The sequence below is a fragment of the Amycolatopsis sp. NPDC031561 genome (genome assembly GCF_055580625.1).
Genome location: NZ_JBVILA010000021.1, coordinates 61,107 through 74,551, shown reverse-complemented (window position 1 = coordinate 74,551; position 13,445 = coordinate 61,107). Strand labels below are relative to the sequence as shown.

The window sequence follows — 13,445 nt, the reverse complement described above, 5'->3', positions numbered from 1 at the left end:
CTGTGGCACTTCTCGAAAGACTCACCGACCCGGGGCTGTTGGAGTCGGTGAACGCTGCTGTCGATTCCTTGGATGACAGCGATTCCGTTGCTGTCGCGCGGGCGGCGTCGGCGGGGATCGCGCGGTTGGAGGCGGTTCGGTTCCGGGCGCTGGCGCAGCTGAACCGGCATCGCGACGGTGCCCGTAGTGTTACCCAGGAGGTCGCGTTCGCGTTGTCTCTTGTGGACAATCATGCGGGTGCGATGGTCGCCGCGGCCGAGGCGTTGACCACCCGCCTGCCCCGGACGCTGGGGTTGATGGACCAAGGAAAGGTGGATGGTTTCGGGGCGATGAAAGTCGCCGCCGCCACCGCGTGGCTATCCGACGAGAACGCCCTCGCAGCCGACGCCCTGCTGGAGGATCGGTTACCGGACAAGAACTCCGAGCAGATCCGGAAAGCGGCGAGCCACGCGGCACTCACGGTGGACCGTGAAGGCGCCGGCAGGCGTGCCGAGCGGCATCGTGAGGGCCGCCGGTTGGCGGTGCGCCAGGGTGAGACGGGGGTGGCGTCGATCGAGGTCGAGGACGGCCCCGTCGAAAAGGTCACCGCCGCCTACACCCGGATCGACCGGGAAGCGAGGGCGTTGAAGACCGGCGACGAGACCCGCACCCTCGACCAGCTCCGTGCCGATGTCGCCCTCGATCTCCTGCTCGGCGGTCAGGGCGGCAAAAGTGAACGGGCGGAAGTGTTTCTCTACATGGATTTGTTCACCTATCTCGGGGCGAATGATGATCCGGCGGAGCTGGCCGGGCACGGACATCTCCCGGCCACGCTGGCGCGCGAGATCGCGACCGGGGCGGACACGGTGCTGCGGCGGATCATCACCGACCCACTCTCCGGGCAGGTCCTCGACCTCGGCCGCGACCGATACCGCCCCACCGCGGGCCAAGGCGAGTTCGTCCGGGTCCGGGACCGTGAATGCCGAAGACCGGGCTGCCACCGCCCCGCCCAAGCCTGCGATCTCGACCACTCGGTGCCGTGGGAGTTCGGCGGGCATACCGACGCCTCCGACCTCATCGACCTCTGCCGCCGTGATCACCGGCTGAAAGACGAACCCGGCTGGACCTACCACCTCACACCCAACGGCACCCTCACCATCACCACCCCCACCGGGCAAAGCCACGACAGCACCCCACCACCACTGCACCAACCCCGCCCGACAACCGAAGAACCACCACCGTTCTGAACCCATCGCCGAAAAACGGCCACGGTCGTTTGAGGCATCTCTGCGGCGACTGCTTTCGGGGCGTCGGGTGACTTCACGACTCACACCAGCCGCCCTGCTCCGGCCCTTTGTCGAGTAGGGGTAGCGGTCCCGTCGGCCAGCTGTCTCCGCGCGTCGCCGGAAACCGGCCATAGCCTTGTCGCGGTGGCGTTCTGCCGAGAAACGGCTACTGGTCCTTTGCCGAATAGTGGCGACAAGTCCTGTCTGCCAGCTGACCCCGCCGCGTTGCCGAAAACCGGCCACCACTCAAACCTCCAAAGCCACCAACTGCGCCCCAGTAAGCCGTTCCGTAAGCGGCACCGCGCGATAAGTCCCGTCCTCGACCACCACCGTCACCGGACCGGCGACGTGCGGATGCTCGACGGCGACCCGTACGGCGGCGGCCACCTGCTCGGGTGGCCAGCCCAAGGCGGCGGAAAGCGACTCCAGGGCGAGCGGTCTTCCCGCGTGCAGTAGGGCGGCGAGTACGGTCACCGCGTCGGCGGCGAAGACCGCCACTCGGTCGTCCAGCATGATTTCGTTGATGCGCGCGTGAAACCGCGACAGGTCGTCCATGCGGGCGCCCGCCGGCGTCGACGTGCCGAGGACTTCGGCGCCCTGCCGGGATATCTTCACCCATTCCTGGTTCGCGCGCACGCTCTCGGCCCACACTCGTTGCGGCATCTCGTCGTCGATGACGTACTGCTCCCGCCGCCCGTCCCGTTCCCGCTTGAGCATCGCCTGTCCTTCGAGGTAGGCCACGGCATTCGAGATCGACGCCGGACTCACCTGGAGCCGCTGGGCGAGGTCGGCCGCGCTGAGCACCCCGGCGTCGCTGACGGCCAGGCACGCGAGCACCCGTGCCGTCATCCGGGGGAGCCCGGTGGCCACCATCATCTCGGCGAACTCGGTTTCGAAGAGGCGCACGGCCGCCGGGTCCCGCCCGTAGTCGTTCTGGACGACGGGGACGGCCCGTGGCAGCGGTTTGCGGCGCCGCGCGCGTTCGCCGGTCACCCGGCTCGCTTCTTCGGCGCGGTAGCCGGAGTGCCCGCTGTTGCGTGAGACCTCGCGACTGATCGTCGACGTCGGGCGCCCGAGCCGCCGGGCGATCTCGGCGTATCCGAGACCGTCTTTGAGCCAGGACGCGATCAGTCGCCGGTCTTCCTGGGTCAGCCTGCCGCCCGGCATGGGCACCTCCGGTGCGTTCAGTCGCAGATCATTGCAACGTTTCGTTGCATTCATCGGCAAGATAGTTGCAACGATTTCAGGAAATCTACCAGCTATTACCGGGAAAAGGCCAGATCAGAACTTTGAGCGATCCATGAACGCAACGTAGCCTTTTGTCATGGCTGAAGATCTGGGAGGAACAGCTATGACGACCTCAGTTCCCCATCTCGCGGAATTGCCCCTCGACCGGCCGCGGGGCTGTCCATTCGACCCGCCCGCCGAACTCGGCGCGCTGCGTGACGAGCACCCGCTCGCCCGGCTGACGTTCCCCGACGGTCACGAAGGCTGGCTCGCGACGGGGCACGCGACCATCCGGGAAATCATCGCGGATCCGCGCTTCAGCGCACGACAGGAACTTCTGCACTCACCGCTGCCGGGACCGGCGGCGATGGTGGTGCCGCCTCCCGCGGCGCCGGGGATGTTCATCAAGATGGACGGCGCGGAGCACGCGCGGTACCGCGGCCTGCTCACCGGTAAGTTCACCGTCCGCCGGATGCGCCTGCTCACCGAACGGGTGGAGCAGGTGACCGCCGAGCATCTCGACGCCATGGAGCGGCAAGGGTCGCCCGCCGATCTGGTGACGGCCTTCGCGCAGCCCATTCCGGCGCTGATGATCTGCGAACTGCTCGGGGTCCCTTATGAAGACCACGAGTTCTTCCGCCGCAACGTCCTGCCGTTGAACCTGCCGGACGCCTCGCTCGCGGAACAGGAAGCCGCCATGAACGCGCTGGGGGAGTACCTCTACCGGCTCGTCGTGGCCAAGCGGGCCGAGCCGACCGACGACATCCTCGGCGAACTGGTCACCACGGAACTCACCGACGAGGAGCTCACCGGTATCGCGTTCCTCTTGCTGGGGGCCGGTTTGGACACCACGGCCAACATGCTGGGGCTGGGCACCTTCGCGTTGCTCCGGCATCCGGACCAGCTCGCCGTCCTGCGCGACAAGCCGGAGAACATGGAAGGCGCTGTCGAGGAACTCCTGCGGTACTTGACGATCGCGCACACCGGTGTGCGCACCGCGCTGGAAGACGTCGAAATCGGCGGGCAGCTCGTCAAGGCGGGGGAGGCTGTCGCGATTTCGGCGATGGCCGCCAACCGCGATCCGCTCAAGTTCCCGGAACCCGACCGGCTCGACCTCAAACGGAAGACGGCCGGGCACGCGGCCTTTGGGCACGGCGTCCACCAGTGCCTCGGCCAGCAGCTCGCGCGAGTCCAGATGAAGGTCGCCTTCACCGGGCTGCTCGCCAGGTTCCCGGAGCTGCGCCTGGCGGTTCCGGCCGACGAGATCCCGCTGCGGACGGACTCCGACATCTACGGGGTGTACGCGCTCCCGGTGGCCTGGTGACCGCGATGAAACTCGAGGTCGACCGCGAACGCTGTGTGGGCGCCGGAATGTGCGTGCTGGCCGCGCCGGAGGTGTTCGCACAGGACGAAGAAGACGGCAGGGTCCGGGTACTGGACCCGGAACCCGCCGGGATCGGCGACGCCGTGCAGTCGTGCCCGGCGTCGGCGATCACGGTGCACGACTAGGACGTCGCCCTGGCCAGGGGGTGCCGGGCGGGGCACCCCCTGGCGCGGGATCAGCCGACGTCCACGAGGACCTTGCCCGCGTCGGCGCTCTGCACGGCGGTGCCGGCGTAGAGCTGCTGAACCCGGGCCTTCTCCTGGGCGTTGGGGTTCACGCTGGCGCAGCTGACGCCACCGGTCGAGCCGGACATCAGCGACGAGCACGGCCCGGGCTTCACGTCGGGCAGGCCGAGGCTGTGGCCCAGCTCGTGCGAGGCGATCCGGGTCTTGTTGTAGCCCTGCTGGACGGCCTGCCTGCCGTACCAGACGGTGACCTGGCCGTTCGGGCGGACCGGCCCGAGGGTGGCGCGCGGCCAGCCGTTGTCGGCGACGATCCGGATGTTGACCCGCTGCCCCGGCGTCGCCTTCACGAGGCGGACGTTGGTGACGTTGGTGTTCCAGACGTTGACGCCCGCGGCCACCGCGTCCTTGAACTCCGCGGCCTGGCTGTCGTCGTAGGTCAGGGTGGTCGCCATGATCTCGGCGGCACCGGCGGAGGGTGCCGAGAGCACCGAGATGGAGAGCGCGGCGCCGGTGAGCACCGCGGCGAAGGTACGTCGAAGCACGTTGAACTCCTCGCGTTTAAGGCGTGCTGGAATTTCGGAGCAGTGTCGACACTTTTGTTCTGGCGGGAGGGATCTCTGAGTAGTCCTCCGTTGCCTCCGCGTGATGTTAGGACCTGTCGAGGTCGTCGGGGTACCCGCCGATAGTCGCCTGTCGTTAACCATGATCTTGACTCGACCGGAAGACTGTGCGGCTATGACGACGGCGCGATTCACCGGACACGAAGAACCCATCCTCGCTGTCGCCGTGCACGGAAACCGCCTGGTCACCGGCGGTACGGACAAGACGGTGCGGGTGTGGGACCTGGAGACCGGCGCGCAGCGGTTCGCCTTGAGCGGGCACGATCGGCCGGTGCTCGCGGTGGGTATCTCGGGTCGGTACGTGGTCGGTTGCGATGGGGCGACGGTGCGGCGCTGGCGGCTCACCGGCCGCGAGGCGCAACCCCCAGAGGTCCAGACCACCAAGCGGACACTCACGGTCGCGATGGCGAAGGATTTCGCCGTGTCCGGCGCGGGAAGCACCGTCGAGGTCCGGCGGCTGGACGGCGTGACGGTCCGCGGCCTCCGCACCGGCGGCCCGGAGATCGAATCGGTCGCGGTGACCCCGGACGGCCGGGTCGTGGTCGCCGGGGACGACACCGGTGGCGTGCGGCTGTGGGACGGGGAAGTCGTTTCCCACTACCGGTTCGGCGGCGCGGGCGCGGTCCACGTCGTCGCGGTCTCACCCGACGGCGCGCGGGTGCTGTCCGCCGAGGGGGAGACGGTCCGGTTGTGGGGGCGCAAGGGCGATCCCGCCCTCGTCTTCCCCGGGAACGCCGGCGTGGTGCGGGTGCTGGCCTTCAGCCCGGACGGCGAACTGGTGCTCTCCGGCGGTTCCGGCGGCGAGGTCTGCGTCCGCGAGATCGACAACCCCGCCGACTACACCCTCCTCAAGGGACACGAGGGGAACGTCCGCGCGATCGCCTGCACCGCGGGCAACGAGAAGATCGTCACGGTCGGGGACGACCGGACGATCCGCGTGTGGGACCGCTTCGGCAACCAGATCGACGGCACCGGCTTCGTCGAGCCCAAACCGGGACGGGCGCGCCCGCGGATCACCCCCGACGTCGAGAGCCCGGTCGACCTGATCGGCTTCCAGGACGACGTGCGCACCCTCGCCGCGGTCATCGCCGACCGCGAGACCAGCCCGCCGCTGTGCGTCGCGCTGCTGGGCCCGTGGGGATCCGGAAAGTCGAGTTTCGTGCGGCAGGTGGCGGACCGGGTGGCCGAACTGGCCCGTCGCTCCCGCGGCAACGCGGCGAACAGCGTTTTCGCCGGGGAGATCCGGCAGATCCGGTTCAACGCCTGGCAGTACCACGACGACCACCTGTGGGTCGGCCTGGTAGACCACCTGTTCCGGAACCTCGGCGCGCCCGAGACGCACGCGGACGCAGACGAGGTCCGCGCCGAACGAGAGGAACTGCGGACCAGGCTCGCGAGCCTCCGCGCGATCAAAGCGGATTCACCGCTCACCTGGCGCTGGCGGCTCCTGGTTTCCGGAGTTGACCGCGCCGAGCGACGACGGCGGCGGCTCGCCGTCGCGGGCTACGCGGTCTTGGGGGCGCTGGGCCTCGCCGCGGCGATCACCGGCTGGGCCTTGTGGCACAACGCGATCCTCGCCGCGGCGGGAGCCATCGTCGCGCTCGGTGCGGTGCTGACGCCGGCGCTCACCACCGCCAAGTCGGCCCTCGCGCCGGTGAAGTCCACATTGGACAAACTGCGGTACGACGTCGACAAACGGGCGGAACGGTTCGAGACCGAGCTCCGGGAGACCGAGGAGCGGCTTCGCCGGTTGGACGCGGCAACCCGGCTCGGCGAGCTGATCGAAGAGGCGAAGACCGGCAGATACGGTGACTACCAAGGGGTCTTCGCCCGGGTCCGGGAAGATCTCGCGGACCTGAGCGCCGACTTGGCCGACGCGCGGACGGAGTGGCTGCTGGCGGGCGGCAAGGGCGAGCCGCCGCTGGAACGGATCGTGCTCTACATCGACGACCTCGACCGCTGCCCGCCGTCGAAGGTGATCGAGGTACTGGCCGCGGTGCACCTGCTGCTGGCCCTGCCCGCGTTCGTCGTGGTGGTGGCCGTCGATCCGCGGTGGTTGCGGCGCTGCCTCGACCAGCATCACGAAGAACTGTTCGGCGCAGGGGAAGCGCGGCGGGCCGAGTATCTCGACAAGATCTTCCAGATCGTCTTCGCGTTGCGCCCCATGGGAGCCGCGGCGGACGAGCTGATCGACGCCCTGATGCCGATCGAAGGACGGGCGCCGACGTCGCGCGGGCACGAAGAATGGCCGGAGGACGGGGACACCCGCGAAAGCGGTGAAAGCGGCGAACAGGCGGAGGTCATCGTCAAGGACACGGCCCCGCCGACGTTCTACAACATGCGGCCGGACCGGCTGCGGCTCACCGAGGTCGAACGCGATTTCGTCCACGTGCTGCGGAAAAGGCTCAACACACCGCGCGAGATCCGGAAACTGGTCAACCTCTACCGGCTCGTGCGCATCGGCATTCCCGACGCGGAACTGACGCGGTTCGTCGGCGGCCCCTACCGGGCGGTCCTCGTCCTGCTGACCCTGCTGGTCGCCGATCCGGACGCCGCGCGCTCGACCTTCGTCGCGCTGTCCGGAGGCGCGCTTTCCGACGGTGCAGCGCTGTCCGATGCCTTTCCACCTGAATGGCGGCTAGACGTCGAATCCTTCGATGATCTACAGGTCTATCGGAATTGGGTGGGCACCCTCGCCCGCTTCAGTTTCGAAACCTACGATCTGGTGACCGAGGAGACAGAACCGGGAACCGCGTTGTAGCTACACTTGCCCGCTACAACGGCTAGGGGGCGGCACATGCGGAGATCAGGCTGGCTTTCGCTCGTCTTCGGCGCGCTCGTCGGGGCGGTCGTGATCGTTCTCCTCTCGGCCACGGTCACCGCGCCCTCGAACGCTGCCAGGACCGACTGCGTGCGGCTGATCACGAGTTCTTCCACGGAGAAGGGCGACCTGATCGGGGAACTGGCCGAGCGGTACAACAACACCGACCGGACGTTCGACGGCGGCCGGTGCGCGAAGATCGAGGCGTTCAAGAAGACCTCGGGTGCCACGCTCGACCTCATCGCCGACGGCTGGAACGACCTCGACGAACGGCAGCCCGAACCCCAGGTCTGGATGCCGAGTTCGTCGCTCTGGCTCGATCTGCTGCGTCAGCGAGGCAAGGGGGACCTGCTCCAGGGCGGCCCGAAGACCTCGCTCGCGACGAGCCCGATGGTGATCGCGATGCCGGAGCCGATGGCGAAGGAACTGGGCTGGCCCGAGAAGGGCATCGGCTGGCGGGACGTGCTCGAGGTGAACCGGAACGGCGGCTGGGCCTCCACCCGGTCGAAGAACGCGCAGTGGGGGAACTTCACGCTGGGCAAGGACAATCCGCGCCGCTCGACCTCGGGGCTCGCCGCGACCATCTCGACCTACTTCGCGGCGACGGGCGGCGACTACGGCAAGATCGATTCGGCGGACGCCGTGCAGTTCGTCCGCGGTATCGAGGCGTCGGTCGCCTACTACAGCGACGATTCGGTGGCCTTCCTGAAGACGCTGTACGAAGAGGACCGGAAGAAGCCCACGCCCTACATCAGCGCGATGGCGATGCAGGAACAGATGGTCTACCTCTACAACCACGGCGCCCCGACCGGTGACCCGAAGCAGTTGCAGGACAAGCCGGCCCCGCTGAACCGGCCGCTCGTCGCCGTGCATCCGGACGAGGGCACGATGCTGATCGATCATCCCTTCCTGACCACGGCGAAGGCGTCGCCGGAACAGCGCGAGGCGGCCAAGGACTTCTACGCCTTCCTGCGGGAACAGGCGCAACAGGACCGTTTCCGCGATCTGGGCTTCCGCGATCCCGAGGGCCGCGGAAACGACAAGCTGGCCAAGGGCGTGCACACCAGCGGGATCGCCGAACCCCGGACGATCGGGATCCCCACCGGTGAACAGATCCAGAAGATGCTCGACGGCTGGGAGTACACGCAGCGGCGCGGCCGGATCCTCCTGGTGCTGGACCTGTCCGGGTCGATGAACGAACCGTTCGACAAGAACCGCAAGGACAAGCCGTACTCCGAGCCCCGGATCGACCTGTTGAAACCCGCGATCAAGAAACAGCTCGAATATCTGCATCCCGAGGACGAAGTCGGGCTGTGGACGTTCTCGACGAACGGGCCCGAGGAAAAGATGCCGATCGGCAAGGTGAAAGACGTCCGGGGGCCGATGCTGAACCTGGTCGACAACCTGACCCCGAAAGGGGAAACGGCACTGTACAAGTCCGTGGTGGACGCCAACGACAAGATGCGGCGGGAGTTCGACCCGAACCTCATCAACGCCGTCGTCTTCCTGACCGACGGGGAGAACACCGCGCCCGGGACGACCAAGGAACAGATGCTCCAGGCCGTCGACGCGGAACGGCTGGACAACTCCGTCCGGATCTTCACCATGGCCTACGGCGCGCAGGCGGACAGCCGCGTGCTGGACGAAATCGCGCTGAAGTCCAAGGCGCGCAGCTACAAGGCCGTGGACCCGCAGGGCATCGACAAGATGTTCGTCAACGTCTTCAGTAACTTCTGACATGGCCGATCACGACAACCGGCCGTTCCACGTCGTCGCCGGGGTACTGACGCTGATCGCCTGCCTGCTCGGTCACGCGGTGACCGTGCCGCATCCGCAGGCATGGCTCTTCGGCGGCGTGGCCGCCTTCGCCGTGCTGTTCCCCGCCGAGGTCGCGTTCTTCGTGTTGAACGGCAAGCGATCGAAGAAGGTGCGCGAGGTCCGCGCGCCGGAGCCCGCCGCCGTCTACGACCACTACAGCCTGCTCGGACGGGCGCTGACGGCCATCGAAATCGTGCAGCCAGGCGAAACGGAGCTTTCGACGGTCTTCCGGCGAGCGGTGGCGAGACTCGAAAAGCTGAAGGGCGAGAACTCGTCCGCGGTCGTCGAACTGCGCGTCACGGTGAAGCAGACCACCGAGAAGCTGGAGCGACACGCGCGGGACGAGAACCCGGATCCGGTGATGCTCGTCGAGCGGATGAGGCTGTACCGGGAAGGGCTCGAAGACGCCATCGCAGTGGTCGAACCACGCTGAGTGTTCGGTGCCGAACAGACTACGGCCGTGCGTCATGCTGATCTGACAGCATGCCGTTGATCGGGCGCCGGGTTGTCGAGGGCGTGGAACATGTGGTCGTACCGGTGGAGCACCGGTTCAGCCTGGAGGAAGCCGTGCTGGCGGTGATGGCCGCCAAGAGCACCGTGCGGCCCGCTCCAGGAATCAAGGTCGCTCCGTTGAAGGTGTCGGAGGTACGGTCAGCGCTGCTATACGCGGCGAAGCACGCCGACAGGCGACACCAGATCGTGGACAGCTATTTCGTCGAGGCCGAAGACGGACCGTTGCACCGGCTGGCCGAGTGGATCACGTCGGAGTTGGTCCGGCTGGGCATTTTCACCACCCACGATGGTTCCGCCGCCGGATCGGGTGGCCGATTCGGTTACTCTCCGCGATAGGTGTTCACGACTGCCTGGGAGGGTGTTTCGTGGGTTTGGGCCCAGAGGCCGCCGAAGAGAGAGAACGTCCGTTCCTGGAGCGGCTGGACGAACCCGTCCGTGCGCGGTTGCTGGAGATGGGCACCCCGCAGACCTACGAGAGCAGACAGGCGCTGATGCGGGCCGGTGAGCCCGGCGACTTCGTCATGCTGCTGCGGCACGGCTACGTGAAGGTGACCAGCGCCGACCGGATGGGGGCGACGGTCATCCTCGACGTCGGGGTGCCCGGCGATCTGCACGGCGAGATCGCGGTGATCGCGGGCGGGATCCGGATGGCCGACGTCGTCGCCATCGAAGAGGTCCACGTCCGCCGGATCGCGGCGAGCGAGTTCAACCGTTTCCTGCTGGACCATCCGTCGGCGATGCGGGAGGTGCTCGTCAGTGTCGCCCGCCGGTTCGTGCTCGCCCAGCGGCAGCGGACGCAGTCCTGGAAACCGCAAGCGGTGGCCAGGGTCGCGACGCGACTGGACTACCTCGTCGACGTCTGCGGGATCAGGACGCCCGCCGGCTGGCGGATCGGGATCCCGCTGAGTCAGGACGAACTCGCGCAGTTCATCCCGATGGGACGGACCATGGTCGCGCAGGCACTGGACAAGCTCCGGAAGGCGGGAGTTGTGGCCAGTTCGCGCCGTGCGATCACCGTCGTCGACCGCGAAGCGTTGCGGGTGATCACGGAAAAAGGTGTGACTTAGCTCACTGGCGTTGACCAGGGCGGGGTCAGGTTCTGTTCGGTTCCGAACAGAACTTCCGGTGACGAGTGGGAACACTGCTTTCTGCCGCCAGTTTTCACCGATCAGGGGAGGGGTCGCAGAGATGCAGGTGCTGACCTCAGGCCACTACAACGCGCACACCCACGCCGTACTGTCCGTCGACATCGTCGGTTCGTCCAAGGCCAGTGATGACCTGCTGGACCCGATGAAGACCGAGATGGAGACGCTGGTCTCCCGCTCGTTCACCGCGGTCGGGCTCGCGCCGGGGGAAGCGCGTCACTTCCGGGAGACCGGGGACGGGCTGATGGTCGCGTATCCGGACCGGGCCGTCGGGCAGCTCTGCGAGGTCGTGTTCCACCTGGACCATCTGCTTCGGACCCGTAACCGCTACGCCCGTGTCCCGATGCGGGCCCGGGTGGCCGTCCATATGGGACCGATGGCGGACAACCACCGCTACCACCGCACGTACATCACGCTGACCCGGTTGCTGTGTGCCTCGACCTTCAACGACGCCGTCGGTTACTGGTGCCGGTTGGACCCGACGGGCGACAAGTTCGGCGCCGGGATGATCGTCTCGCAATCGGTGTTCCGCAACGTGGTCGAACCGTTCGGGGTCGCGCTGGTCCCGCCCGCCCGTTGCGCCAGGATCAGCGTCACGACCCCGGATTTCGCGGACAGCGCGTGGATCCACTTGCCGGGCTTGGACGCGGACGCGGTCCTCGCCGAGCTGAACCCCGCCGTCGCGGTGCCGCTCGTGTTCGACCGGGTGAGCCGGTTGTCCACGACGGCCTGACCCCGAGACCGGGCGGTCCGGCTTCCAGGGAGGGAAGGCCGTATCGCTCGCCGGTTTCTGGCCCGGTACCCCTACGCCGGGCCAGAAACCGGACCCCCGGCGCGGGGGGTGGGGGCGCGGGTCATCCCCGCCGCGCCCTCGCTACGAGCCTCGTGAGTGGTAAGGACGGTTAGAACCGTCCTTACCACTCACGAGTTTGTCGTTATTGCCTGCAGCGCTTTCCGCTGTTGACGCATTTCACCAGCTGGTTCATCAACCGCTGCGACATGACGTTCGCGAAGTCGTCGTGGTCGGAGCGCGGGTTGTGTTTCTCCTGCGCGAACGCGTCGACCGCGTACTGCCCGGCGGCCTGGATATTCGGCGGGATGTTGTACACCAGCGTGATCCGCAGCTGCGGCACGTTCTTGAAGCCGCGCTGGCATTTCCCGTTGCGGTCGGAGAACACGATGTGCGTGCGGTGGTTGGCGCTGTCGGTGTTCTTCCCGTCCCAGCAGTTCGGGAACGCGTGGACGCGCGCGACCTTGCTGCCCCGCGGGCAGATCGGGTACAGCTCGGTGAGCCGGTCCTCGAAGCCGGTGCAGGTCCAGCTGGGCCGGGCGTTGGCCGGGCCGTTGGTGCTCTGCTTGGCGTCGCCGTAGAGCACGCGCAGGAACTTCGGCATCGCCACGACGCGGCGGGCGCCACCGCTGGTGAAGGTCAGGTCGACCTTCTCGGGACGCTGGATCTCGCCCTCGTTGTCGCCGATCTCGTTGTTGTCGTTGACGCCGGGCAGGTCGGCGGCGTTCCCGTCGGACTTCTTCTTCTCGGTGTCGCCGGCTTTGCTGACGTCGCTGTTCTGGCCACCGTTGTCGAGGCCGCCTTCGCCGTTCTGTTTCACCGCGCAGCCGGCGAGCTGGTCTTCGTTCTTCGCGACCGGTTTGCCCGCCTGCTTCATGGTGTCGCTGATCTGCTTGATCGACGGCTTCCGCTTGTTCTTCAGCTCTTCGAGCACCTGGGCGGCCTGTTTCCCTTGCGCCAGCTGGCCGTCCGCGTTGTCGGACTCCTTGTCGAGCTTGTCGAGGTTCTCGTCGACCGCGGGCATGGCCTGGTCGGGGACCTCGTCGAGTTCACTCGCGACGTCGGGACAGTCGACCTGGGGCGCGGCCTCGTCCTTGGCCGCGTTCGCGCGGTCGGCGGCGAGCTTCTCGTCGGCCGCCTGCTCGTTTTCTTCCTCTTCCTCGGTGTTGATCCGGATGACCGGCCAGAAGTAGGCGGACTTGTCGCCGTTCTTGCAGGTGGTGCCCGCGCGCAGCAGGCTCTTGTTGTTCGAGTCCGCGTTGGTCGAAAGATTCCCGACGTAGTCGTGGAGATGCTCGGCTCCGTTGCGGACACCGGGCTGCGCGATGAAGTTGTCGCCGTTGAAGTGGCCGTTCTCGTTGCGGCCACAGTCGACGGTGAACGTCCCCCGGGCGCCTCGTTTCGCGAGGTCGAGGTTGACGTTGTTGCCGCGGGGGACCTTCGCGATGTCGATGAAGAACGATTTGTCCGCGCCGTCGGCCCTGGCCGCGTCGGGGGTTCCGGTCGTGTTGATCACGACGATCCCGCCGACTGCGAGGGAGAGCGCGATGGCGCCGGTGGCGACCTTCGTACGGCGTGCCATGCGGTGGCGGCCGGCGGATCTTTGGTTACGGGGCATGAACTTGTTCACCTCGTTCGGTGTCGTTGCGCGAAGCCCGGGGGATGCGGCGCCGGCAG

The 13,445-nt window shown here is 67.5% G+C and carries 12 protein-coding genes; 9 read left to right on the top strand and 3 right to left on the bottom strand.

Annotation, left to right across the window (positions count from 1 at the left end):
* Window positions 1-2: 2 nt before the first annotated feature.
* Window positions 3-1,226: an HNH endonuclease signature motif containing protein gene (locus tag ACZ5IK_RS32585; protein WP_465491306.1), complete on the top strand. Its 1,224-nt coding sequence runs from the start codon at window positions 3-5 to the stop codon at window positions 1,224-1,226.
* Window positions 1,227-1,511: 285 nt separating this feature from the next.
* On the opposite strand, the gene ACZ5IK_RS32580 is transcribed toward ACZ5IK_RS32585, so the two are convergent.
* Window positions 1,512-2,432 carry a helix-turn-helix domain-containing protein gene (locus ACZ5IK_RS32580; protein WP_465491209.1) on the bottom strand — a complete coding sequence of 307 codons (921 nt, stop codon included), beginning with the start codon at window positions 2,430-2,432 and terminating at the stop codon, window positions 1,512-1,514.
* 184 nt (window positions 2,433-2,616) lie between these two features.
* Here ACZ5IK_RS32580 and ACZ5IK_RS32575 point away from each other — a divergent pair, with 184 nt between their 5' ends.
* Together ACZ5IK_RS32575 and ACZ5IK_RS32570 are read left to right on the top strand one after the other, a co-directional pair.
* Complete coding sequence (locus ACZ5IK_RS32575) at window positions 2,617-3,816, top strand: cytochrome P450 (protein WP_465491208.1); 1,200 nt, start codon at window positions 2,617-2,619, stop codon at window positions 3,814-3,816.
* A gap of 5 nt (window positions 3,817-3,821) precedes the next feature.
* Window positions 3,822-4,001: a ferredoxin gene (locus tag ACZ5IK_RS32570; protein ID WP_465491305.1), complete on the top strand. Its 180-nt coding sequence runs from the start codon at window positions 3,822-3,824 to the stop codon at window positions 3,999-4,001.
* A gap of 50 nt (window positions 4,002-4,051) precedes the next feature.
* Here ACZ5IK_RS32570 and ACZ5IK_RS32565 read toward each other — a convergent pair whose 3' ends face one another.
* Window positions 4,052-4,603, bottom strand: a complete 552-nt coding sequence (locus tag ACZ5IK_RS32565) for a snapalysin family zinc-dependent metalloprotease (RefSeq protein WP_465491207.1) — start codon at window positions 4,601-4,603, stop codon at window positions 4,052-4,054.
* A 193-nt stretch (window positions 4,604-4,796) separates the two neighbouring features.
* On the opposite strand from ACZ5IK_RS32565, the gene ACZ5IK_RS32560 reads away from it, so the two are divergent.
* The 6 genes from ACZ5IK_RS32560 to ACZ5IK_RS32535 all read left to right on the top strand — a co-directional run bounded on the left by ACZ5IK_RS32560 (window position 4,797) and on the right by ACZ5IK_RS32535 (window position 11,711).
* Entirely contained in the window at window positions 4,797-7,442 is a 2,646-nt protein-coding gene (locus tag ACZ5IK_RS32560; RefSeq protein ID WP_465491206.1) for a P-loop NTPase fold protein, read from the top strand.
* A gap of 36 nt (window positions 7,443-7,478) precedes the next feature.
* Window positions 7,479-9,239 carry a substrate-binding and vWA domain-containing protein gene (locus tag ACZ5IK_RS32555; protein WP_465491205.1) on the top strand — a complete coding sequence of 587 codons (1,761 nt, stop codon included), beginning with the start codon at window positions 7,479-7,481 and terminating at the stop codon, window positions 9,237-9,239.
* A 1-nt stretch (window position 9,240) separates the two neighbouring features.
* Window positions 9,241-9,753, top strand: coding sequence for a hypothetical protein (locus ACZ5IK_RS32550; protein ID WP_465491204.1), 513 nt, complete (start codon window positions 9,241-9,243; stop codon window positions 9,751-9,753).
* A gap of 50 nt (window positions 9,754-9,803) precedes the next feature.
* Window positions 9,804-10,169: a hypothetical protein gene (locus ACZ5IK_RS32545; protein WP_101612748.1), complete on the top strand. Its 366-nt coding sequence runs from the start codon at window positions 9,804-9,806 to the stop codon at window positions 10,167-10,169.
* A gap of 29 nt (window positions 10,170-10,198) precedes the next feature.
* Window positions 10,199-10,900: a Crp/Fnr family transcriptional regulator gene (locus tag ACZ5IK_RS32540; protein ID WP_037307965.1), complete on the top strand. Its 702-nt coding sequence runs from the start codon at window positions 10,199-10,201 to the stop codon at window positions 10,898-10,900.
* Window positions 10,901-11,021: 121 nt separating this feature from the next.
* The gene (locus ACZ5IK_RS32535; RefSeq protein ID WP_101612749.1) at window positions 11,022-11,711 is read left to right on the top strand and encodes a hypothetical protein; all 690 of its coding nucleotides are present in this window, start codon (window positions 11,022-11,024) and stop codon (window positions 11,709-11,711) included.
* A 202-nt stretch (window positions 11,712-11,913) separates the two neighbouring features.
* On the opposite strand, the gene ACZ5IK_RS32530 is transcribed toward ACZ5IK_RS32535, so the two are convergent.
* On the bottom strand, window positions 11,914-13,350 hold the full coding sequence (locus ACZ5IK_RS32530) for a DUF1996 domain-containing protein (protein ID WP_465491203.1): 1,437 nt from the start codon (window positions 13,348-13,350) through the stop codon (window positions 11,914-11,916).
* Window positions 13,351-13,445 lie beyond the last annotated feature (95 nt).